This is a genomic window from Arthrobacter sp. HMSC06H05 (assembly GCF_001807395.1).
GTDB classification, from domain to species: Bacteria; Actinomycetota; Actinomycetes; order Actinomycetales; family Micrococcaceae; genus Pseudoglutamicibacter; species Pseudoglutamicibacter albus.
This window is the reverse complement of the sequence record NZ_KV788977.1, coordinates 294,596-317,034: the sequence shown is the minus strand read 5'-3', so window position 1 is coordinate 317,034 and position 22,439 is coordinate 294,596. Positions and strand designations below refer to the sequence as shown.

Below are 22,439 nucleotides of genomic sequence, written 5' to 3'. Positions count from 1 at the left end.
TCGGGTTTTAGACGTTTCTGGAGTTTCTTGTGACTGTTCTTGTGTATCTGGATTCTGTTGGGCCGCAGCTTTCGGCTTCCCAACAGGAAGTTCTCGGTGTTGCGGCCGGTTTAGGGCCCGTTGCTGTTGCCGTGGGTTCGGCCGTCTCAGCCGATGCGGTCGCGGCGTTGGGTGCCGCGGGCGCTCAGCGGGTGTATGCGGCTGAACAGGATCCGTCGGGCTCTGTTGCGGTGGGGCAGGCCGATGTTTTGGTCGGTGCCGTGCGTGCAAGCGAGGCCGTGACGGTGCTCAGCAGCATCGAGCCGATCGAAACCGAAGTCATGGCGCGTGCGGCCGCGCTTACGGAGTCGGCGCTCATCACTCAAGTTTCCGCCGTTGAGCCTGCAACTGAAGGCCCACTCACCGCGGCCTCGGGTCTTGCGGTGCGTAAGGATGTGCTTTCGGGGGAGTGGAGCTCTGCAGTGCGCCCCACCACGGCGACCGCTTTCCTAACGCTGGTTCCGGGCGTTCCCGCTTCCGCGCAGGCTGCCGCACAGACCGCCGAGGTGGTTACGTTGAGCACGGGCGGGCGTGAAGGCGCACAGATTATCTCCCGCACCCCGGTGGTTTACGACGGACGCCCCGACGTGTCCTCGGCCCGAGTTGTGGTTTCGGGCGGCCGCGGTACCGACGGCGATTTCGGCCCGGTCGAACAGCTCGCTGACGCCCTCGGCGGCGCGGTCGGTTCAACACGTGATGCGACCGATGAAGGCTGGATCCCACACAACACACAAGTGGGGCAGACCGGCGCCACGGTGCGGCCTGACCTGTATATCGCAGCCGGTATATCAGGTGCGGTGCACCACGTTGCGGGCATGCGCCAGTCCGGCACGATCGTCGCGGTGAACACTGACATGGACGCCCCTATTTTCGATATCGCTGATTTCGGTATCGTAGGCGATCTGAACACGGTCCTACCTCAAGCTGCTGAAGCTATCCGCGCCCGTAAACAACAGGGATAGTAGGGCAGTGTCGTGAACGCTTCAGCGTCGGTGAATTCGATGTCAGTAGATTCGACGGCCGTGGATTCGACGGCCGAGGTAGAGGGCCCCGGAGTAGCGAGCGCTGCGGTAGAGGGCGCCGGGGTAGAAGGCGCTGGCGCGCTTGACCCGGCCACAGGCGCCCCGGTGGGTATATCGAAGGTTCTGGTGCTGACAGCGCACCCAGACGATGTTGACTTCGGCGCCGCTGGAACACTGGCACGGTGGGCGGCAGGCGGCATCGACATCCACCTCACCGTGGTGACCGGCGGGGGCGCCGGCGGTTTCAGCGATGAGGCCCGCGGCGATGATGTTGTATCGCGCCGTCGGGAGGAACAGCGGGAAGCGGCAGAGGTTGTGGGGATCGCTTCGGTCGAGTTCTGGGACTACCCGGACGGGGACCTGCACGTGAGTGATGAGCTGCTCAAGGACATCGTGGAGATCGGACGCCGAGTGCGCCCGGACCTGATCTTGACCCACCACCCTGAGCGGGACTACACGAGCTTCCAGAAATCACATCCTGACCACCTTGCTGTAGGGCAAGCGGTCACCCACGCAGTGTATCCATCCTTGGAGAACCCCTACGCATACCCGGAGCTACTGGAAGCGGGCCTCGAGCCACACAAACTGCGTCACCTGTGGTACTTCGGGCAACCGGGGCGCCTAACGAACATGGCCGTGGACATCACAGCGAGCCTCGAAACCAAGATCGAGGCCCTTCTCAAGCACGCATCCCAACACCCGGATGTGGAGAAGATGCAACAGTTTGTGCGGCACCAAGCCGCACGCATCGCCCAGCAACGCGCCGCCTCGGACGATGCGAAAGCGGCGGAGTCGTTCCACGCGGTGTGCGTGAACTCCGCCGAGACGATCGCCGGTTTCTAAGCTGTCCCGATAGTCGGCCTTTAGCAGCGGCGATACTGGCCCTCTGCCCTGCCGCTAGTGGCCCTCTACTGCGGCGCTAGCGAGCACCTCCGCTATCCGCGCTACTTACCGGCGCCTTCCGGGATCTGGATGGCAACCACATCGTTGGCTGGTGGGCGTTGCTGCCCGCCTTCGGTGACGATTGTGACGTGGATTTCACGCGTCGTGTTGAGTTCGTTGCGGACGCCGACCCACTCATCGTTCGGCTGCCCACCTAGCAAGGTGGAGGGGCGTAGCGCGTTGTCTTTGTCGCTTAGATACAGCTGGTATTCGCTGTTCTGCGGAGCGTGAGGGACACCCTTGACCTTGACCGCGTACGAGTTCAACTCCGCGCTAGTGACCACCTCAATCTCGCCGTCTTTCGACTTAGCGGTGTGGGTCTGGGCGTCCGGGGCGTCGAGAACCTCTTGCGCGACCTCGCCTGCGATCTTTTCAGAAGACGGCCACATGGCACGCACCGCGAAGAAACCGATCACAGCGAGCACAACCACCGTGATGACGCTGATGACCGCGATCTTGCCCGCCGAAGGCGCCTTGCGGCGGCTACGGCCGTGTTCTTGATCCTCAAAACCGTCGAGTTCCTCAAAGTCACCGAGTACGTCAAGGTCGGCTTCATTCAGTTGGTTCATGGTTGTAAGCCTTTCCTTAAACGTTTCCAATAGTGAGATCAGCAGGTGCCGCATCCAGCGGCCGGGAACCTGGGAACCCGTGTTGCCGCCACGCCTCATAGACAGCGATGGAAGCCGAATTCGCGAGGTTTAGAGACCTGCGGGCCGGCTGCATCGGGATCGTGAGACGTTCAGTGATGCGCGGATGGTTCTTTTCTTCTTCGGTGAGTCCGGAGGACTCTTTACCGAAGAGGAGAATATCGTCTTCGCGGTAGGTCACGGTGTCATAACGGGTGTGTCCGTCAGTAGTGAAAGCAAAAACACGTCCCGGCCCCAATTTCTGCAACGCAGTATCCAGGTCCGGATGCACCGTAACCACAGCCAGATCATGATAATCGAGGCCAGCGCGGCGCAATTTCGCGTCTTCAAAATCGAAACCCAACGGCTCCACAAGATGCAGTTCGGCGCCGGTGATGGCAGCGAGCCGGATCGCGTTACCGGTGTTGCCGGGGATCTCAGGAGTATTGAAGACGATGCGTAGCACGCCGCCAGTTTAGCTAATGTAACGGTTTGATCACGGAACGGTGTTCTTTTTGTGTGTGTCGCGTCCTGCGAACTGGAGCAACTGACCATACACAGAAAGGTTGATGCTACTGGGGTTCGGGCCACCTGCAAGATAAGCAATCCCCTCGCCGGCGGCACGCGCAATCGGTGAAGGCCCCGTGACGCCCGCAGTAGCGCCCACCCGGTTCACCACCGGATGTTGAGCCGAACGCCCCGGAACGAACAACACATGCAACGCCTCAGCGCGGCTGCCGCCGATCTTGCGTTCCAACGCATGCACCGCATCGTGGTCTGGGGTATAAGCCAGGGGCTTCCCATTCGCTCGCAGTGTTGTGCCATCCCACGCGTGTTCGGCATCCACGGAAGCCTCAACATCAACCGCGAGCAGACGGTGGCCAGCAAAAATCACTGCTTCAATATCCGTCCCGTCGATGCGGACGCCCAGCACCATGCGGGCCGCAGGAACGTGTTCGTGGATGCGTTCGAAAAGATCCATGACGGCCGCGGTGCGCGCCTCGCGGTAGACGGCGCGGTCAAATAAGCTGCGACGGCGGATAGAGCCCCGCACGAGCGTGTGCGCGTCACGCTCACTCAATGCAGGGTGGGCGCCGTCGTAGGTGACGTCCTGGGAAGCAGGGCCAGATGGTGTGTAGCGGTTGTCTGTGTTGTGTGCGGCCGTGCTGTTGGCGCGTGAAGCGGCGCCGCTAGCGCCCGATGCGTGCCGGGTCTGCGCTGGACGCTGGGCAGACGGCGCGGACTTCGACCGCGCAGAAGGACTCGCTGGCGGCTGTGCGGTCGCAGCTCTAGCGGCCGCGGTATCGGCTTGTGCCGCAGCGGCAGTGTCGGTCAGGACCGTATAGGCGGTGGTGATCGCCTGATACGTTTCGGGATCGCCGCCGAGATCCGGGTGATGGGTACGTGAAAGCGCACGGAACGCTTTACGGATGGCTTGGCTGTCAGCGTTAGGGGGTAGACCGAGAGTTTCAAAAGCTTGACGGCGGCTGGCGGACATAGTCAATATTCTGCCTTACCTCACCCATCGGGTGCGGAACACGGTGAGCGCTGGGGAGCGAGGGTGGACGAACCAGGCTGGAGTGAACCAGGCTGGAGTGAGCCAGCAGTGCCAGCCAGGGGAGCGGGGCTAGGCTGGGAGGGTGAGGAATCAGCCGATCCATTACTTCGACCACGCCGCAACCACCCCGCTGTCTGAGCCGGCACGTGCCGCGCTCATCGAGCATATGGGGGTTATCGGCAACGCGGGGTCGCTCCACACCGCGGGCCGCACTGCTCGCCGTATCCACGATGCCGCGCGCATCGAGCTCGCGCACGCCGCCGGGGTTGATCCCGCTGAAATCGTGTTCACTTCAGGCGGCACCGAGGCCGATAACCTCGCAATCAAGGGCCTCTACGCCAAACGCAACGCAGTGCCCGGTTCCAAGCCGGAGCCAGCTGTGGGCAAGCCGGCCCGGCCGCGCATCATCTATACCGGGATTGAGCATCCTGCCGTGCTTGATGTGATCGAATACCTCGCCCAACACCACGGCGCCGAACCCGTGCTGGTTCTGGTCACCGAGGATGCCGTGGTGGATCTCGATGCGTGGCGTGCCGCGCTAGCATACGCGCCGGAACGCACCGCTCTGGCGACCCTGATGTGGGCGAATAACGAGGTCGGCACCATCCAGCCAGTCGAAGAAGCCGCAGCCATCGCTGCCGAGCACGGTGTGCCCTTCCACACGGATGCGGTGCAGGCTTTCGGACACACCCCTACACAGCTGAACAATCCTGCTATCACCACCGCGGCCATCACCGCTCACAAACTCGGCGGGCCAGTGGGGATCGGGGCGCTCATTGTGCGCCGCACCGCCCAGCTCACACCGCACATCCACGGAGGCGGACAAGAACGTGGCCTACGCTCCGGAACTGCCGACGTCGCCTCCGCGGCAGCCTTCGCCGCTGCCGCGACCGCCGCGCAAGCAAGCCTCGACCAAGAGATTGAACGGCTGGAGTGCCTGCGGGAAAAACTGGTCCACGCGATCACCACAACCATCCCCAACGCGACCGTATCCGGCGTCCAGGCAGCCGCTAACCGGGCATCACGTGGCGGGAACTCAGCGCAGCAGTTGCCCGGCATCGTGCATCTGAGCGTCCCAGGCGCCCAGGGGGACTCGGTCCTGTTCCTCCTAGACAGCCTCGGGTTCGCGACCTCGACCGGCTCCGCATGCACCGCCGGGATGGCGCAGCCCTCCCACGTCCTGTTAGCGATGGGCCGTAGCAAACAAGACGCAACCGATGTGCAACGCTTCAGCATGGGCCCACTCACCACCGAAGAATCAGTGCAGGCGCTCATCGACGCCCTCCCCGGGGTCATCGCTCAAGCCAGAGGCGCCGGTTAGCCCGCGCATGCATTGCTGGCACCGCCCGCAAACGCCACTAGCGCCTACAAAGATCACGGCATCACCGGTGGTGCATGAAACAATAGAGAATTGCCCTTGCGCACAGCCTTGAGCAGAATTGACCGGCCACAGTTTTGAGGGGGATTTCATGAAGGTTCTGGCCGCAATGTCTGGCGGCGTGGACTCCGCCGTAGCGGCGGCGCGCGCCGTTGAAGCCGGCCACGACGTCGTGGGTGTCCACCTCGCCCTTTCACGCATGCCCGGAACCCTACGCACCGGATCGCGTGGATGCTGCACCATCGAAGACTCCAACGACGCGTTCCGTGCATGCGAAACCCTCGGCATCCCGTTCTATGTGTGGGACTTCTCCGAACGTTTCAAAGCCGATGTGGTGGATGACTTCATCGACGAATACGCCGCCGGCCGCACCCCGAACCCGTGCCTGCGCTGCAACGAGAAAATCAAGTTCGAAGCCCTGCTTGATAAAGCGATCGCGCTAGGGTTCGATGCGGTCGTGACCGGCCACTATGCCCGCGTGGATCAGGACGGTGACGGCCGCCCAACCCTGCACCGAGCCGCCGATATGGCCAAGGACCAGTCCTATGTTCTGGGTGTTCTGCGGGAGGACCAACTCGCGCACTGCTGGTTCCCGCTGGCACACGCACCCACCAAAGCGGAGGTCCGCGCGGAAGCTGAACGCCGCGGCCTCGGCGTGGCAGAGAAACCCGATTCGCACGATATCTGCTTCATCCCAGACGGCGACACCCGCGGCTGGCTCGCCGAACAGATCGAGATGCAGCCAGGCAAAATCATCGACCAAGAAGGCACCCAAGTAGGCGAACACGAAGGGGCCCAAGCCTTCACCGTAGGGCAGCGCCGCGGGCTCGCTATCGGCCACCCAGCACCTGACGGTAAGCCGCGCTTTGTGCTCTCGATCCGGCCGAAAACCAACGAAGTCGTTGTCGGTCCCAAAGAGGCGCTCGCCGTGGATCGGCTCAGTGGCATTCGCGTCTCATTCGCGGGTGCGGAACCTGCCGAGGCCGCCAGCGGCGCATGGATGGACGTCACCGTCCAGGTTCGCGCCCACGGAAAACCTGTACCGGGCCGCGCCCGCTGGGTCGCCGACGACGAACACGGCCGCCGCGTAGAAGCCGAGCTGGAAGAAACACTCAACGGGGTAGCACCAGGCCAGTCGATGGTCCTCTACACCGGGGACCGTGTGATTGGGCAAGCAACAATTGCCTCAGCCCATTCATCAACGTGGAATCCGGCCGCACTCACTGCGTAGGGTGAGGTTATGAGCGATCAACACGAAGGCATCGTGACCAACGAATGGGACCCGGCGGCATCCTCGCTACCTGACACTGTTGACCCTGCCGTGATGCAGGAACTGTTGCGGATCCGCGGCAGCATCGACAACATTGACGCGACGCTGGTATATCTGCTCGCAGAACGGTTCAAATGCACCCAGCGAGTAGGCCACCTCAAAGCCGAACACCAACTCCCGCCAAGCGACCCCGGGCGTGAAGCCGCCCAGATCGCCCGCTTGCACTCGCTTGCCAAAGACGCGCAGCTAGACCCGGAGTTCGCCGAAAAATTCCTGAACTTCATCATCGCTGAAGTGATTCGCCACCACGAGGCGATCTCCGAACAACGCAACTGAGCCGGCAGGCTTGATTGTGATCATGACTTCTTCTACTTCTACGGCTCCCGAGCGTTCAGCAGACACCGAGCAGGGCATTGCGTGGCAGGGTGTTGTGTGCGCGCCGCAGGTTCGTACCCAGGCGCGCGCCCAGGCACGCACACCGGGCCAGGCACAAACTCACACCCCGCTACGTGCAACACCATTGCGGGCAACACAGCTACTCAACGAGGTGTTTGGCGGACTCGAATCCGGCCCACACGTTCTGCCTCTTCCGGAGTCGCCGTCAGACACCGCGTGGGAGCGCACCATCACGCATCTGTCCGGGTTGCCGGTGGACCTCACAGCGCACGGATGGCGGCTGACCGGAACCCGCGCTAAAGCTGGGATCGCGATGCGCCGGGCGAGTAACGGCTTGCGTGAGCTCATCCAGCTCACCGCGGATGACGCCCAAGACGCTCCGCTCGGGCATCGCAGCGTCACCGTGATGGGGCCAGCCACCGTGATGCACCGGCTGGCGTTACCGAACGGCGAGCCCATAGCTTCCGACCACGCTGCCCGCACCGACATCGCGCAAGCCTGGTGCGAAGGCATCACCGAGCTAGTGCCGCAACTCGCTTCACTGCCCGGCGCCACGCCGGTGGTGCGGATCATCGATCCCGATGCGCACCACGCGTTCGCAGGCTCGTGGCGTTCCAGCTCCCGATACCGCAGGCTTGCGCACCTGGACCAGCAATGGTGGGAATCCCTCATGGCCGATGCGGCAGCGGCACTAACTGCAGCGCGGACCACCGGCAGCGAAACGCAAACCCTAGCTCGCGAGAACACGGTGACCGTGTGGCTTCCTGAGGCTGCGCGAGGGCGCGCGCAAACCATTGCGAAGGCTGTGGAGAAAAACAACGGCGGCGTCTCGGTCGGGTTCGAAACCGTTTCATGGCCGGAGGATGCCCACGCGGCGGAAAACCTACTGGAAACCATCGAAGCGCTCGCCGATGGGGAACACACCGGTAGCCGCGTGCTTGCGCCGCTACCCGAGAGTGCCGTGAATGAACCGCTAGCCGATGGAAAGGCCCGAACCCTCGCCCGCACTGGGCAATCCTGCCTCACCCGCACTGCAGACGAGCTGTTGGAGCCGCTGCGGCAAGCCGGGCTGGAACCCCGCCACCTGCTTGGCATAACCCTGCAAGCCAGCTACGGTTTCCGTTCCGCGGCGCCCGCATCGGCGGCAACCACGCCCGGTGCCGCCCAAGGAAGACCGGCGCCCGAGCTCACCGACTTGCAGCTTGGCCGCGGGCTCACCAGGTTGAACGATCTAGCGCAAAAATTTAGCGACATCGCGCATGGTTGACCCAACCGAGTTTCTATGTGCTGATCACATAGGATAAGAGATACATAGGCCACGGTTCGGTGGATTCGATGCGTCAGATGTGAGGGAATGCGGGAAATGAAGGGACACGTCCTCGTCGTTGATGATGATGAAGCATTGGCGGAAATGATCGGCATCGTTTTGAAGAACGATGAACATGAGCCGGTTTTCTGCCATCACGGCATGCAAGCTGTCGAGATGTTCCGCCGCAGCGAACCAGACCTTGTGCTGCTGGATCTGATGCTTCCCGGGAAAGACGGCATCCAGATTTGCCGTGAAATCCGTGAAGAATCCGACGTCCCCATCATCATGCTCACCGCCAAATCAGACACGCAGGACGTGGTGCGCGGGCTCGAGGCGGGCGCTGATGACTACATCCCTAAGCCCTTCAAACCGGCGGAGCTGCTCGCGCGCGTCCGTGCACGCTTGCGTGGCGGCGGGCAACGCCACGACGGTAGCAAACTCACGGTCAAAGACATCACGATCGACGTGGCGCGCCACACGGTTTTCCGTGGGGACGAGCAGTTGCAACTGACCCCACTGGAGTTTGATCTCTTGACCACCATGGCCCGCAAGCCGGGCGAGGTTTTCACGCGCGAAGACCTGCTCAATGAGGTGTGGGGTTACCGCGAAAGCGCAGACACGCGGCTTGTGAACGTGCACGTTCAGCGTCTGCGTTCCAAGGTTGAGCGTGACCCGGAAAACCCAGAGATCGTTCTGACCGTCCGAGGGGTAGGTTATAAGACTGGCCAGAACTAAACCGAAGGGTAGGCGAGCAGCCCTACCCAACCGTTATTTAGTGCGCAGGCGCCGCCGAAGCACGGTGGTGCCCGATCCGAGCGCGCACTCCAAATGGGATCCACGCAGATGGTTTGGCCTCGGTTTGCGGTTGTGGCGGCGTTCCGTCCAGTTCCGAACCGTGGGAATCACTGTGGTCCTGGTGGGTCTTGCCGAGATTCTTGTGGGCGGGTTCTTGAGCGCCCAGATCTCCAAGGGCCTGTTCGAAGAACGTCTTGAGCAGGTTTCCGCTGAAGCGACCCGCGGGCTCGCACAAGCGGACTCCGCGTTCTCTTCCGCATCGACCACCAACGCCAACGCCGCATCCACCCTCGTGATGGACACTCTGCGCGGCATGCAAGGCGACGGTGTCGCGGTGCGCCGCGACGTCGTGTTCCGGCTCCTGCCAGGTGCTTCCGCCTACTGGGTTCCAGGCCAGGACACCTCATCAGTCGCATCGGCGGCTATCACCGATGATCTACAGAACCAGGTCTCCAGCGGCTCCGACATCTACTGGCAATCGGTCGAGCTGACCGGGGAAAAAGGCGAGATCAAACCCGGGGTTGCGTTCGGTAAACGCGTCACCGTCCCGCCGGGCCGCGACTACGCGCTATTCCTCGTCTATGACTTCTCGCAAGTAGCTGACACCCTCGTGTTGGTTCAACGCGTGCTGCTCGGTGGCGGCGCGGTTCTGTTGCTCATCATCACCGGTATTTCTTGGTATGTGGCCCGTCGTTCGCTGCAGCCTGTCGCGGAAGCCGCTCAAACCGCCGAGAAGGTCGCGGCCGGTAGGCTCGATGAACGCATGGAAGTACAAGGCCAAGACGAGCTTGCGCGTTTGTCTACGTCCTTCAACCGGATGGCGGATTCACTCGCCGAACAGATCGTGCAGCTTGAAGCGCTCTCACAGATGCAGCAACGCTTCGTATCTGACGTGTCTCACGAGTTGCGCACACCACTGACCACGGTACGTATGGCCGCTGAGGTCCTCTACCTCAGCCGCGACGAATTCAGCACCGTCAACGCCCGCTCAACCGAACTGCTCTATGACCAGGTTGAACGCTTCCAAGGCCTGCTGAATGACCTGCTCGAAATCTCCCGCTTCGACGCCGGCGCCGCGCAACTGGCGGAGACGAAAACCGATGTCGAAGCAGTCGTTTCCCGCGCGATGGCCACAGCCCAACCGTGGGCAGACAAAGCTGGCTCGCCCGTCAAAGTCACCATCGTGGGTGCTGATAAAAACAAGCGTGGGGTCTATGCGTCAATGGATCCACGCCGCATCGAACGCATCATCCGTAACCTGATCCTCAACGCGGTCGAACACGGCGAAGGCAACCCGATCGAGGTGCTGATCGCTGAGAACTCCGATGCGGTTGCAGTCGCCGTACGAGACCACGGCATTGGCCTGAGCGAAGAAGATGCGGTGCGGGTCTTCGAACGGTTCTGGCGTAAAGACCCAGCCCGTGCACGCACGACCGGCGGCTCGGGGCTTGGCCTATCCATTGCGCGGGCGGACGCACGCTTGCATGGCGGTGCGCTCGAGGCATGGGGTAAACCTGGCGTAGGCTCGACCTTCCGCCTGACACTGCCTAAAACCCTCGGCGAGAAAATCACCGTCTCCCCGCTGCCGCTGGGACCCTACGGTAAGAGGATTGGCGCTATCGAAGCCGCAGTCAACACCGACACCAACCCGATCCAACTGCCCGCTGCGGAGGAGAAAGCAGCGGAGGCGAAAGCGACGGAACAGAAGACGACCGCGCAGCACGCAGCGACACAGAACACGCCAACTCAGAACACAGCAGCCCAGCACACAGCAGCATCGACGAAGCCGGCATCGCCTGAGGGGAGTGACGCGCCATGACCTCGCTGATTTCACCCAGCCACAACGCAAGCTGCAACACAGGCTCGCGTGGCTGGCGCATCGTGCTGATGTCCGTGCTGAGCGTTGTGCTCGCTACCGTCCTGGCTGGGTGCGGGAGCATCCCCACCGCGGGGCCTGTCGGAACGTTGGAGCCGAGCGAACGCAGTGGCGGGGAACAAAGCTATACCTTCGATGTGCCTGGCCCGTCCCCGGGGGATTCACCAGAAACCATCGTGAGGGGTTTCCTCGCCGCCGGTGTCTCTTCACAGGATGACTGGGCGGTGGCCCGCAGCTTCCTGACTGCAGAGAAGGCGCCTGAATGGAACCCGACCCATGAAGTCATCGTCACTGACTCAACACCTGAGGTGAAGCGTTCCGGGGAGGGCGCGAGCGCTCTGGAAGCGAACCCTCGCGTGCTGCGCACGATCGACGCCTACGGTGTGAAAACCGATGCTGAGAACCCTAAACCACGCAACCTCAAATTTGAGGTTTTGAAAGAAAACGGGGAATGGCGCATCTCGAAGGTGCCCGATGGCGTAGTGGTTGAATCGCAGCTGTTCCAACGCGCCTACGAACCTGTAGAGCTCGCGTTCTATAACCCGCAGTTCACGGCCGTGGTGCCGGATGTTCGGTGGTTCGCGCGCCGTCAAGGTATGGCTACCGCTGTCGTGACCGCGCTACTGCATGGCCCTGCGCCCTATCTTGAGGGTTCGGTCTCGAGCGCGTTCCCGCGCGATGCGAAACTTGCCCGGCAGGCTGTGCCCGTGCAGGACGGCATGGCTCAGGTTGATGTTCCGGAGGGTGTTGTTGCTGGCGCTGATGACCGGCAACGTAGCCTCATGATGCGGCAACTGGACCTGAGTTTGAACGAATTGTCCTCGGTCAATCAGGTCTCAATGTCGGTGGATCAGCAAGAGCTGAAGGTTTCCGCTGATGCTGAACGCAATCCACCTGTTGTCGAAGCCGAGGTATCGGATAAGCTCGTGGGGCTTCAGAACGACCTTTTGGTGCGTGTGCGTGATTCCAACAGCACACTCATTGAGACGGATTCGACTTTAGGCCCGGGGCTGTCGTCTCCGGCGATGCAGCCAGAAGATGACACCAAATACGCGGTCTTAGCGGCCCAACAGACCCGGCTTCTGGCCGTGGACGGTGAGAAAAGAACGTACAAGGAGCTCGCCAGCGGCCCGGTCATGACCGCGCCGTCGATGGATAGCTTCGGGTGGGTGTGGACATCGGACCCTGAGGGCGTGGTGGCCTACGATTCCTCGAACGGGAAAACGGTCCGCATGAAGTTGGACATGAAACCTAACACCTCTGTGACCTCGGTGCGGGTTTCTCCGGACGGAGCACGGCTTGCGTTTACGCTCACGGACGCTGATGGCGAACGCTTGCAGGTATCCGGTATTCAACGCACCAAGACTGACCGTCCGGTAGCTTTAGCGAGCCCGCTGAGGTTAAAGACCACCGTGAACCCGACACGCGTGCAGTGGATCGGGGCGGCCGACCTGGTTGTGTATAAACCCGATTCCACGGCCCGGGTGGATGTTGAGCAGATCGGCCTCAACGACGAAACGAGCATGTGGCGGCAACCGTTGCTGGGGCTAACGCACCTGACGGTGGGTGTGGGCCCCGAGGATGTGTATGCAGAGAACGCTGACGGCCTCTATCAGCGCACCTCTAACGGATGGCGGCAGGTTCGCAGAGACGGAAGCCAGCTTTCCTACGCAGGCTAAGTAGTTGCTGCGTTTGCCTATTCACAGGTCTGGTTTCCCGGTGTTCTGTCCACATCTTTTCCTTCTCGCGGTTGAGTGCGGCGTGCGGTGCGCGATGCTGAGTACATGGCGGCACCAAGCAGGCGCTTAGACGGAACCGGTGGAACCGACAAGCGCGGAACAACCGGCAGGCGGCGACTCAACAACAGCCCTGGCGGTCGTGTAGCGCGGTGGCGGGAGGCCGCTGATGCCGTATGGTTTGGGCCTGCCGGAACCACGATGCGCCAGGCAGTGAGTGAGGCAGCACGTGCGATTCTGCCTGCTCGGTGCGTGGGATGTACCAGCGATGCCGGCCCGCTGTGTCCGGAATGCTCCTCGCGCTTAGGCAAGGCTCTGTTGCACCCTGCGGTAGTTGATGATCTACGCGAATTTGATGTTCTAGCCCCGAGCTCTCCGGCCCCGGTGGTGTGTGCGGCACCGTACTCCGGGATCGTCTCTAATGTTTTGCTGGCGGCAAAGACGCGTGGTGGGCTGGGGTTGATCGAACGATTTGGGCCTGCCGTTGAGCGGACGTGGAACCTTTTGCAATCGGTTGCGGGACCTGTTGCGGTTGTTCCGATACCCTCGAAAGCTTCTTCGGTGCGATCCCGTGGGTTCTCTCCGGTTGAAGAGCTCTTACGTGCTTCTCACGTGGGTCCCGTCATGAACCTCTTGCGGGTGCGGACGTTGACGAGCCTGGGGCTGGCCAACCAGGGTCCGCAGAAGTCCCGGGGTAGAAGTGGCCGAGCGAACGCAGTGAAAGGACAGTTCGCTGTCGATTACCGTGCCGTGGCCCACGTGAAACATCGCAGTCCCTACAGAAAGGTTCCCAGGCATGTGGTTCTGTTCGATGACGTAGTAACGACCGGTGCCACGCTTGCCGAGGCTTCCCGCGTCTTGCGTGCTCACGGCTTCAACGTCAAAGGGGCTTTCTGTGTCGCCTGGGTGCGTCCACCGGGAGGGGCAAACGTAGTGTCAGAAATAAGCCACCCGCTTAACTGATCCACAACACGAGCACATGGGATGCGCTCCAGGGTGTGACCGGGGTAACTTTAAGCATGGGCTTGAGTTCGAGGATGAGCCTCCAGCCAAACCCATCACCTGGCGTCAACGGCGGTGATGAGTTCATAATCTTCCCGTCAGACCGTCACCGGGTGTTGTTTCGGAATTGAGGGAGGACCTCTCATGGATGTCAACGTAATTGGCCGCAACGTCAGCGTTACTGACCGGTTCCGCGAATACGTCGAGGACCGTGCCGCGAAGGTTGAACAGCTTTCACCGCGGGCCCACAACATCGATATCAAGGTCTCACGCCAACCGAACGCACGCGTCTCTGATTCTGAAATGACTGTCGAAGTCACCGTGATCGGGCCTGGCCCGGCGGTCCGTGCTGAAGCGCACTCGTCCGAGAAGTTCTCGGCTTTTGACCTCGCATTCGCTAAGTTGCTTGAGCGTTTGCGCCGTGCACGCGACAAAGCAAAGGACCACCGCCGCAATGACCGTGCGTTGAACCCGCCGATCGATCCGGAAGCTGTTCCTGCAAGTGATAAGTCCCTGGTTGAACAGGTGCAGGAAGCTCAGCGTAAGGAAGAGGTTGGCGATGTTCCGGTTGAGATCCGCCGCAAGCGTTTCCCAGCCATCCCCATGACTGAAGACGATGCCGTGGACAACATGGAGCTGGTGGGCCACCCGTTCTATTTGTTCCTTGACTCCGAAACCGGCCTGCCATCGCTGGTTTATCGTCGCCGCGGCTGGTCTTACGGTGTTATTTCCCTGGATGAGAACCTTACGGAAGCAACCCGGGACGGAAGCAAGACCTACCGCAGCTAACACAAGCATCGTGTCTAGCCTTCCCGTGGCAGTGGGGAACTAGAGTTTTAATAACTGTCGCCTGAGTCAGTGGCGGGAGATTTTTCATGAATCTCCCGCCATTGGCTTGGGGTTAAAACATATTCAACGCGTAAGATGGCGAAAGGCCGGTAGATTCCGGTTGCTTTGTCATGGGGGAGAACACACGTGGCCAATCTGTTCGAACGTATTCTGCGAGCTGGCGATAAACGCATTCTGAAGCGACTGCGTTCATACGTTTCACAGATCAACGCACTCGAAGACTCCATCATGGAACTCACGGATGACGAGCTGCATTCCATGACGGATCAGTTCCGTGAGCGTTACGCGGCGGGCGAGAGCCTCGATGACATGCTCCCGGAAGCGTTCGCGGTGGTTCGAGAAGCCTCACAACGCACACTGGGTATGCGTCACTTTGATGTTCAGATGATGGGTGCGGCCGCCCTACACCTGGGCAATATCGCTGAGATGAAGACCGGTGAAGGTAAGACGCTCGTGGCTACCGCGGCCGCGTATCTCAACGCGATCTCCGGTAAGGGCGTCCACGTTGTGACGACCAACGACTTCCTCGCCAACTATCAGGGCGAGCTGATGTCACGCCTCTACCGTTTCTTAGGCATGAGCACGGGTGTCATCGTTTCGAATCAGAAGCCTGCGGTGCGTCGTGAACAGTACGCCGCGGACATCACGTACGGAACCAATAACGAGTTCGGTTTCGACTATCTGCGTGACAACATGGCTTGGTCCAAGGATGAGCTGGTTCAGCGCGGCCACAACTTCGCGATCGTCGATGAGGTCGACTCGATTCTGATTGATGAGGCCCGTACTCCACTCATCATTTCCGGCCCCGCGCAGGGGGATGTGAACCGTTGGTACAGCGAGTTCTCCAAGCTCGTGCGTGGCATGAAGCTGGATGAAGATTATGAAGTCGATATCAAGAAGCGCACGGTGGGCGTTAAGGAATCGGGTATCGACAAGGTTGAGGACTACCTGGGTATCGACAACCTGTATGAGTCCGCGAATACTCCGCTGATCGGTTTCTTGAATAACGCGATCAAAGCTAAAGAACTGTTCAAGCGGGATAAAGACTATGTGGTCATGAACGGCGAGATCATGATCGTCGATGAGCACACGGGCCGTTCACTGCCTGGCCGCCGCTATTCGGAAGGCATGCACCAGGCGATCGAGGCTAAAGAAAACGTTGAGATCAAGGCCGAGAACCAGACCTTGGCAACGGTGACGTTGCAGAACTATTTCCGTCTCTATGACAAGCTCTCCGGCATGACCGGTACAGCTGAGACTGAGGCTGCGGAGTTCAACAACACGTATAAGCTCGGCGTGGTCCCGATCCCAACGAATAAGCCGATGCAGCGCGTGGATAAGCCGGACTTGATCTATAAGAACGAGATCTCAAAGTTTGAGGCGGTAGCTCAAGATATTGAGGACCGCCACCGCCTGGGCCAGCCGGTGCTGGTCGGTACAACATCGGTTGAGAAGTCCGAATACTTATCGCAAAAGCTTGCCAAGCGCGGTATCCGCCACGAGGTTTTGAACGCTAAGCAGCACGAACGCGAAGCCGCGGTTGTTGCTCAGGCCGGTAAGAAAGGCGCTGTCACGGTCGCTACGAACATGGCTGGCCGTGGTACTGACATCATGCTCGGCGGTAACGCTGAGTTCCTCGCTGTCACGGAGATGAAGAACCGTGGCTTGGATGCAGAGAATGATCCTGAGGGCTACCAAGCGGTCTGGGATGAGGTCTTTGACCATATCCAGGCTGAATGCGAAGCCGAAGGCGACGAAGTGCGCGAGCTGGGTGGCCTCTACGTTTTGGGTACCGAACGCCACGAATCCCGCCGTATCGATAACCAGTTGCGTGGTCGTTCCGGCCGTCAGGGTGACCCTGGTGAGTCTCGTTTCTATCTGTCGATGTCGGATGAGCTCATGCGTCGGTTCAATGCCGGTATGGCAGAACGCATCATGAATTCGCCAAACATGCCGGATGATATGGCGCTTGAATCGAAGATGGTTTCGCGTGCCATCGAGTCCGCTCAGCGCCAGGTTGAGTCTGTCAACACGGAGCAGCGTAAGAACGTTCTGAAGTATGACGATGTGATGAACCGTCAGCGTGAAGCGATCTATGCTGACCGCCGCCAGATCCTCGAAGGCGAAGACTTGGGTGAGCGGATCAAGCAGTTCATCGAAGACGCCGTGGGTGCGATGGTCACCGAAACCACTCTGGCCGGTGAGCCGTATGATTGGGACCTCGACGCGTTGTGGAGCAACCTGCGGGTTCTCTACCCGGTAACGCTGAGCCCGGAGGACCTCATTGAGGAAGCCGGCGGCGATAAGGGTGGCTTGACCGCGGAGATGCTCAAAGAAGAGATTGTCTCTGATGCGATGGTCGCTTATGAACGCCGCGAGGAGTACTTGGGTTCGAGCACGATGCGTGACCTTGAGCGCCGTGTTGTGTTGTCTTCGATCGGCCGTAAGTGGCAAGAACACCTCTACGAGATGGATTACCTCAAGGAGGGCATCGGTTTGCGTGCGATGGCTCAGCGTGACCCGCTGGTTGAGTATCAGCGCGAAGGCTATGAAATGTTCGAGGCCATGATGGAAGCGATCCGTGAGGATTCGGTTTCCCTCTTGTTCCATGCCGAGGTGGAGCCGGGCCATGACGCCGGTGAGGCTCGCGGTGCTGGCCTGATGGATGCCCAGACGAGCCAGGAAGATCTCGAGTATTCGGCGCCGGATGAAAGCGGGGAGGCGCGTACTCGCCGGACTCGCGCTGCCAAGGAAGGGCCGAGGATGACCGGTAAACAAGCACGTAAGGCTAAGAAGCGTTCACGCAAGCGCCACTAGCTTCCAAACGGATGAGCGAACTAGGGCGCAGAGTTAGAGCGTTGACCTAGGTAGCGGTTCTGATGCAGTGGGGTTTGCACACCAGCCTGGTGTGCAAACCCCACTGTTGATTTAGCTTTGCTTTCACCCGATGTGTACGTCGGTGCAACGCAACCTGCGGCCGTGTGGTTTCAGGGTGAAGGCGATGGCGCGTACCCCGCGCGGGGTGAGGATGCTCGCGCAACATTCAAGCGTGGGGAGTGCGCGGGTGTCTTCGTGTTTGTATTGGGCTTGGACGTGGCATGAGATGAGTGAAAGTGTCCGCCACGGCCATGGGGTTGCGTTCGCTTGGGATGCTTCGCGTTCCCAACCGGCACGGTTTTGGACTTTGTTGAGTGGCATGAGTTCAAACCACCCGGCCAAAGCGAGGGAGGGGCGACGCCCGGAGAGTACATCGGCGATCGCTTGAGCTACCGTTCGTGCCAGATGCTGATGCGCCGGAGCACCCGCCCGCACCGGAGACTGTGGCGTGCTTAATGGCTGTGCTGATAATGGTGGTGCTGGCGCAGGTGCACCTGTTGATGCGGTTGCAAGTGTGGCAGCTGTGGTTGGTTCGCAAAGGGGTGCGATGGTCATGGGAAGTCCTTTGTTTCCTTGCTGTGATGTGTCAGTAGAGGGCAGTGGGGTGACTGCAGGGCTGGATTGCTAGTACAGGGCGCTGCGCTGTCTAGGCGGGGATGTGTAGCTCTTGGCCGGGCATGATCAGGTGGGGATTGTCTCCGAGGAGATCGCGGTTAGCTTGGTGCCATCGGTTGGTTTCGGCTGCGATTTGTTGTGGTGTTGCGCCGGGTCCTAGGTGGCGTGCCGCGATGTCCCAGAGTGTGTCGCCCGATGTGACTACCACGGTGTCGTTTCGAGCTGGTGTACCCATGTTGCGGGGTAGGGGGACGGGGTCGGATTTCTTGATTGTGAAGGTCTCTTGCTGCTGTTTCGTTGATGGTGCTTGTTGCTCTTGGTCGTCGATCGGGAAGGCGGCGCTGAAGGGTGTGGGAGAGGTGTGCGTGGTGGTTTCGGTTGTGACCACGGTTGTGTCAGGCGTGGGTGCCGCGTGGGATGTTGCCGGAGCTGCGAGGATCAGGCCTGCGGCAACAGCTGATGCGCGGGGGACCCAGCGGCTCCAACGTTCGGTGCTCACGCCGAGTGAGCTGAGGCCGCGTAGGAGGAGGGCGAGCGTGTGGGTGAACAGAAGCCAAGCGCTGATGAGGCATAGGGCCCAGGCCCCGATGCGGGCAATGAGGGTGTCCGCTGACTCTGCGGCTGGGAACCACGGGTTGAGTAAGGCAAGGCCGGTAGCTCCGATGATGAGGCCTAAAACTGGGGCGATCCAAGCGGCTGTGATGTGTATGCGTGAGGCTTTCTGGTTCATGTCGTTGCCCTCTTTTGAGACTCGAGAACTGTGTGTTTCTCAGCGCCTATTGAGTGCTGTAGGGAGGTGCCTCCCTATGGGCGCCAATTTGTTGTGCTTTGATTCTGTTTGATGTTTCGCGTTGGTGTCAAGAGGTAATTTTTTCAGTAGCCTGTGAACATGCGTTTTGACGATCTATTCGAGGACATGGCCCATGAGCTGCAGGCTGGGCAATGGCAGGAGATGCGTGCCGAAGCTGGCGAGCTGGCACGGGCGGAGTACGCGAGGCGAGGGTTCCTCACCGAGATCGCCGGCGCACATGTGAAAGTTCATGCGAGTGGGCACTCGTTTACAGGCGCGGTCGCGGCAGTGGGTGTGGGGTGGTTCGGTGTTGAGACTGCAACCGAGTCGTGGATGTTCCCGGATCAGGGCGGTGCCTGGGTAGAGGTTCTTATGCCTAACGCTGGTGTGCGCGAGCGTGACATGAAGGGTTCGTGTCGCCGCACCAAAGCTCCATGGAAGTCGGCTCTACGTGCGATAGGTAGGGACCGTCAGAGCGTTCGTTTCATCTTGTCTGACGGGGTGGTGGGCAGTGGCCTCATCGTTGCTGTGGGGGCGGACTTTATCCGTCTGCAAGCCCAGGTGGGTGGGACGGCGGCCCGCTCGCTTGTGCTGGTTCCGTTGGTGGCGCTCGTGGCGGTATCTGCGGTATCGACTAGCTAAACGCATCCCGTCGAACCCTACTCAAGGAGAACCTGTGTGAGACCTGTGTCCGAGATGCCGGATAGCACTACTTGTCAGTAGTTGTTGTAGTTCATCGTGCTGGTTATCGTCTAAGCATGCTTGTAGACGACCTCGCGAGGCATCGAACCGCGAGGCATCGAACCACGCGGCGGAGCATCGTGCATGGCTACCAAGCGATGCGCGGCTGTCCATCGCGCACGGTCCTCGCGAGCACGCAGGTGTAAAGAGCTTGAGGTGAACAATGACTGACCGCAGTGGCAATAGTTCGTCAGTGATGCGCTGGCAACCAGCTAGTTGGCGTGACCCTAGGCTTGTGATCGGCATCGTCCTGGTTGTCGCATCTATTCTGGGCGTCGTCTTGCTGGTGCGTTCGGTAACCCGCACGGACACCTACATGGTCGCAGCACATGATCTTGCCCCGGGGACCGTCCTGACTGAGAAGGACGTGGTCCCGGTTGAGGTTCGGCTTGCTGGCCCGGGTGAGCGGTATGTTCCAAGCGACACCAAGCTAGGCGGTGTGGTGGTGAGCGATTTCGTTTCGAAAGGTGAGTTGCTGCCTCGCCGCACCATCGAATCGGAGGCCCCCGCTGATTTGCGTTCGTTTTCGTTGACGTTGGAAGGCGCTCTCCCCGCGGGGGTGAAGGTCGGTAGCGGGGTGGATGTGTATGTGACCCCGAAGGACGCTGAGGAGGACGCCGAACCGAAGCGCGTGCTTTCTGGTGTGCGCGTTGTGAAAGTTGATCGCGCTGATTCCGGTTTCGGTGTCACTCAGGGGCACGTCTTGGAAGTCCTGATTCCGCGTGAGGATGTTGCCACGATGGTTGGTCATGTTGCGCGCGAAAACGTAGTGAGCGTGGTTTCTGCCCCGCTTTCAGGCAAGGAATAGGGGTCGGCTGTGAGTTCTTCCGTTGTTTTGTTTGGCGAGTCCCCTGAAGTATTTGCCCGCTTGGAGTCAGAGGTCGGGCTGGTTACCGTGGTGCGGGTCTGCACTGACGGGGCAGAGCTTTTAGCGACCCTAGCGGCCGGCTTGGCACGGTATGTGATTTTTGTGGACCAGTTCGATGAGGTCGATAGCGGTCTGGTCGATTCCGTCCACGCTGCCGGCGGCCGTGCTGTTGCGGTCACCAACGATGCGGCGGTGGCCTCGCGATTGCTCCGGCTTGGTGTCGGCTCGGTGAGCCGCTCGTCTTCGGCAGAAGTGATCGCAGAAGCGCTATCGCGTGCCGGCGGGCTTGTACCGGAACAGCCCCGTTCCTTACCTAAACGGCGGGGCCTGCGGCATATCGAACCTAAGCTGAAGACCCCTAAGGTTGTCGACCTTAAAGGTTTCGGAGTCCAAAGCGCGGCCCCCTCGAAATCGGAACCGGTGACGTCGAAACCAGACTCGGCCTCTCCGCAATCGGATTCGGTCCCGCCGAAAGTGGAGCCAGCTCCGTCGCGACCGGAGCCCGTGCCTACGAAACCGGAGCCAGCCCCGTCGGGACCGGAGTCCGCGCCTACGAAACCGGAGCCAACCTCTACAGAACAGGAGCCAGCCCCGTCCCAACAGGAATCAGCCTCTCCGCAACCGTCAAGTAGCTCGGAAGAATCGAAACCTGCCGGCCTGAAAGAGCTGAAACCACGCGCACCACAAGAAGAGAAGTCATTCGATGAGTTGGTGGCTGGAATCCCGGACGATCTTTCGCAGCTGTACGTGGTTGATCCGCATACAGGAATGCTGAACCAGCCAGAGACTCAAACAGATCAAGCCGACTCACAGCATGCGGCTGGGCATAAACGGGGCCGCATCATCGTGGTGTGGAGCGGGGCAGGCGCGCCAGGCCGCAGCTTTCTAGCGATCGAGCTAGCAACGGAAGCCGCGCTAGCCGGGAAGAAAGTCACGCTCGTGGACGCGGATACGCGCGCCTCGAGTATCGCCGCACGCCTAGGGATGCTGGGGGAGACCTCCGGGATCGTGCGTTTGTGTCGTTCGGTCGAAGCGGGCACGTTTTCACCCACCGCTGACACGGATGCGCATGCCCGCATCCGCATCGGGAAGGCTGTACTCCGCGTCACCACGGGACTTCCGCGGCCCAGCCGCTGGCAAGAGGTCGGTAAGGCCGCGCTCAAGCGTAGCCTCGAGGCGCTACGTCAGGCTTCCGAGGTTGTGATTGTGGATGTCGCCGCACCGGCGGATAACGATCACGACGTCAGCTTCGACACGTTCGCCCCGCAACGTGATGACGCCACACTAACGGCCCTTGAAGTCGCCGATGACGTGGTGGTGGTCGGTACTGCGGACGCGGTAGGTTTGCCGCGTTTGATGCGGGCGGCCGCACACGCGCCCGAGCTCACGCAAGCACGGATTTCTGTTGTGGTGAACCAGGTGTCCAAGGGGGCTGCCCGCGGGGTCAAACGCGCGTGGGAACGTTTTGGTCCCAAGACGATGCAGCCGGAGGTTTTCATCCTGAAAGATGCTGAGGCGGTAGAGCATGCACTGGACGCTGCGACCGCGTTGAGCCACTCGGCGCCGCGCTCGCCGGTGCGCGCAGTGATACGGGAGTTTGCGCAGAGCTTATGTGAGTGTGAAGAGAATCTGGAAACTCCCTCAAAACAGGTCCGTGGCAGGCGGTTTAAGGCTAGGCTGAATACGGCTCCATCTGTGACCCGGGGCACATAGAAAAAGGCCGTTGCATACGGCCGTGCGTCTAAACATG

General features: G+C 60.8%; 19 protein-coding genes. 14 read left to right on the top strand and 5 right to left on the bottom strand.

From position 1 onward, the window contains the following. The first annotated feature begins 29 nt into the window (after window positions 1-29). A complete protein-coding gene (locus HMPREF3160_RS03890) occupies window positions 30-1,001 on the top strand; it encodes an electron transfer flavoprotein subunit alpha/FixB family protein (protein ID WP_035754435.1) in 972 nt (323 codons plus the stop codon). Window positions 1,002-1,013: 12 nt separating this feature from the next. Then, entirely contained in the window at window positions 1,014-1,904 is an 891-nt protein-coding gene (locus HMPREF3160_RS03885) for a PIG-L deacetylase family protein (protein ID WP_256173924.1), read from the top strand. A gap of 101 nt (window positions 1,905-2,005) precedes the next feature. Here the strand turns inward: HMPREF3160_RS03885 and HMPREF3160_RS03880 are convergent, their stop codons facing one another. From HMPREF3160_RS03880 to HMPREF3160_RS03870, 3 genes are read right to left on the bottom strand one after another with little or no spacing between them, the layout of a single operon-like run. Next, window positions 2,006-2,572, bottom strand: coding sequence for an anti-sigma factor domain-containing protein (locus HMPREF3160_RS03880; protein ID WP_070507138.1), 567 nt, complete (start codon window positions 2,570-2,572; stop codon window positions 2,006-2,008). A gap of 16 nt (window positions 2,573-2,588) precedes the next feature. Next, window positions 2,589-3,095, bottom strand: a complete 507-nt coding sequence (locus HMPREF3160_RS03875; protein WP_052048208.1) for a tRNA (cytidine(34)-2'-O)-methyltransferase — start codon at window positions 3,093-3,095, stop codon at window positions 2,589-2,591. A gap of 30 nt (window positions 3,096-3,125) precedes the next feature. Further along, complete coding sequence (locus tag HMPREF3160_RS03870) at window positions 3,126-4,127, bottom strand: J domain-containing protein (protein WP_070507136.1); 1,002 nt, start codon at window positions 4,125-4,127, stop codon at window positions 3,126-3,128. Window positions 4,128-4,269: 142 nt separating this feature from the next. Between HMPREF3160_RS03870 and HMPREF3160_RS03865 the strand changes: the two genes are divergently transcribed. The 9 genes from HMPREF3160_RS03865 (at window position 4,270) to secA (ending at window position 17,615) form a co-directional block, all read left to right on the top strand. After that, window positions 4,270-5,508 carry a cysteine desulfurase family protein gene (locus HMPREF3160_RS03865; RefSeq protein WP_070507134.1) on the top strand — a complete coding sequence of 413 codons (1,239 nt, stop codon included), beginning with the start codon at window positions 4,270-4,272 and terminating at the stop codon, window positions 5,506-5,508. A 148-nt stretch (window positions 5,509-5,656) separates the two neighbouring features. Then, window positions 5,657-6,796, top strand: coding sequence for a tRNA 2-thiouridine(34) synthase MnmA (gene mnmA / locus HMPREF3160_RS03860; protein WP_070490546.1), 1,140 nt, complete (start codon window positions 5,657-5,659; stop codon window positions 6,794-6,796). Window positions 6,797-6,805: 9 nt separating this feature from the next. Continuing rightward, window positions 6,806-7,171, top strand: coding sequence for a chorismate mutase (locus HMPREF3160_RS03855; protein ID WP_052048209.1), 366 nt, complete (start codon window positions 6,806-6,808; stop codon window positions 7,169-7,171). Between the two features lie 22 nt (window positions 7,172-7,193). Then, on the top strand, window positions 7,194-8,498 hold the full coding sequence (locus tag HMPREF3160_RS03850) for a hypothetical protein (RefSeq protein WP_141739814.1): 1,305 nt from the start codon (window positions 7,194-7,196) through the stop codon (window positions 8,496-8,498). A gap of 96 nt (window positions 8,499-8,594) precedes the next feature. Next, window positions 8,595-9,275, top strand: a complete 681-nt coding sequence (gene mtrA, locus HMPREF3160_RS03845) for an MtrAB system response regulator MtrA (RefSeq protein WP_035754442.1) — start codon at window positions 8,595-8,597, stop codon at window positions 9,273-9,275. Window positions 9,276-9,342: 67 nt separating this feature from the next. Beyond that, window positions 9,343-11,154, top strand: a complete 1,812-nt coding sequence (gene mtrB, locus HMPREF3160_RS03840; RefSeq protein WP_141739813.1) for an MtrAB system histidine kinase MtrB — start codon at window positions 9,343-9,345, stop codon at window positions 11,152-11,154. Continuing rightward, entirely contained in the window at window positions 11,151-12,890 is a 1,740-nt protein-coding gene (locus HMPREF3160_RS03835) for an LpqB family beta-propeller domain-containing protein (protein ID WP_070507129.1), read from the top strand. Before mtrB ends, HMPREF3160_RS03835 begins: the two co-directional genes overlap by 4 nt. A 1,203-nt stretch (window positions 12,891-14,093) precedes the next feature. Continuing rightward, window positions 14,094-14,738 (top strand): ribosome hibernation-promoting factor, HPF/YfiA family, encoded by a 645-nt coding sequence (gene hpf, locus HMPREF3160_RS03830; protein WP_035754448.1) that lies wholly within the window; start codon window positions 14,094-14,096, stop codon window positions 14,736-14,738. A 186-nt stretch (window positions 14,739-14,924) separates the two neighbouring features. Further along, window positions 14,925-17,615: a preprotein translocase subunit SecA gene (gene secA / locus HMPREF3160_RS03825; RefSeq protein ID WP_035754450.1), complete on the top strand. Its 2,691-nt coding sequence runs from the start codon at window positions 14,925-14,927 to the stop codon at window positions 17,613-17,615. A 123-nt stretch (window positions 17,616-17,738) separates the two neighbouring features. Here secA and HMPREF3160_RS10150 read toward each other — a convergent pair whose 3' ends face one another. Then, window positions 17,739-18,230 carry an Rv3235 family protein gene (locus tag HMPREF3160_RS10150; protein ID WP_256173901.1) on the bottom strand — a complete coding sequence of 164 codons (492 nt, stop codon included), beginning with the start codon at window positions 18,228-18,230 and terminating at the stop codon, window positions 17,739-17,741. 91 nt (window positions 18,231-18,321) lie between these two features. Then, the gene (locus tag HMPREF3160_RS03815; RefSeq protein WP_070507127.1) at window positions 18,322-19,020 is read right to left on the bottom strand and encodes a LysM peptidoglycan-binding domain-containing protein; all 699 of its coding nucleotides are present in this window, start codon (window positions 19,018-19,020) and stop codon (window positions 18,322-18,324) included. A gap of 159 nt (window positions 19,021-19,179) precedes the next feature. Here HMPREF3160_RS03815 and HMPREF3160_RS03810 point away from each other — a divergent pair, with 159 nt between their 5' ends. The 3 genes from HMPREF3160_RS03810 (at window position 19,180) to HMPREF3160_RS03800 (ending at window position 22,402) form a co-directional block, all read left to right on the top strand. Beyond that, a complete protein-coding gene (locus HMPREF3160_RS03810; RefSeq protein ID WP_070507125.1) occupies window positions 19,180-19,722 on the top strand; it encodes a hypothetical protein in 543 nt (180 codons plus the stop codon). A gap of 262 nt (window positions 19,723-19,984) precedes the next feature. Then, complete coding sequence (locus tag HMPREF3160_RS03805; RefSeq protein WP_070490539.1) at window positions 19,985-20,629, top strand: SAF domain-containing protein; 645 nt, start codon at window positions 19,985-19,987, stop codon at window positions 20,627-20,629. Between the two features lie 9 nt (window positions 20,630-20,638). Further along, on the top strand, window positions 20,639-22,402 hold the full coding sequence (locus tag HMPREF3160_RS03800; protein ID WP_070507123.1) for a CpaE/TadZ family protein: 1,764 nt from the start codon (window positions 20,639-20,641) through the stop codon (window positions 22,400-22,402). Window positions 22,403-22,439: the final 37 nt, after the last annotated feature.

What these genes read in the sequence shown, in the direction of transcription:
- HMPREF3160_RS03880 (WP_070507138.1), bottom strand. Translation starts at nt 2,572, where the DNA reads ATGAACCAACTGAATGAAGCCGACCTTGACGTACTCGGTGACTTTGAG.
- HMPREF3160_RS03870 (WP_070507136.1), bottom strand. Translation starts at nt 4,127, where the DNA reads ATGTCCGCCAGCCGCCGTCAAGCTTTTGAAACTCTCGGTCTACCCCCT.
- mnmA (WP_070490546.1), top strand. Translation starts at nt 5,657, where the DNA reads ATGAAGGTTCTGGCCGCAATGTCTGGCGGCGTGGACTCCGCCGTAGCG.
- HMPREF3160_RS03855 (WP_052048209.1), top strand. Translation starts at nt 6,806, where the DNA reads ATGAGCGATCAACACGAAGGCATCGTGACCAACGAATGGGACCCGGCG.
- HMPREF3160_RS03850 (WP_141739814.1), top strand. Translation starts at nt 7,194, where the DNA reads ATGACTTCTTCTACTTCTACGGCTCCCGAGCGTTCAGCAGACACCGAG.
- mtrA (WP_035754442.1), top strand. Translation starts at nt 8,595, where the DNA reads ATGAAGGGACACGTCCTCGTCGTTGATGATGATGAAGCATTGGCGGAA.
- HMPREF3160_RS03835 (WP_070507129.1), top strand. Translation starts at nt 11,151, where the DNA reads ATGACCTCGCTGATTTCACCCAGCCACAACGCAAGCTGCAACACAGGC.
- hpf (WP_035754448.1), top strand. Translation starts at nt 14,094, where the DNA reads ATGGATGTCAACGTAATTGGCCGCAACGTCAGCGTTACTGACCGGTTC.
- HMPREF3160_RS10150 (WP_256173901.1), bottom strand. Translation starts at nt 18,230, where the DNA reads ATGACCATCGCACCCCTTTGCGAACCAACCACAGCTGCCACACTTGCA.
- HMPREF3160_RS03815 (WP_070507127.1), bottom strand. Translation starts at nt 19,020, where the DNA reads ATGAACCAGAAAGCCTCACGCATACACATCACAGCCGCTTGGATCGCC.
- HMPREF3160_RS03810 (WP_070507125.1), top strand. Translation starts at nt 19,180, where the DNA reads ATGCGTTTTGACGATCTATTCGAGGACATGGCCCATGAGCTGCAGGCT.
- HMPREF3160_RS03805 (WP_070490539.1), top strand. Translation starts at nt 19,985, where the DNA reads ATGACTGACCGCAGTGGCAATAGTTCGTCAGTGATGCGCTGGCAACCA.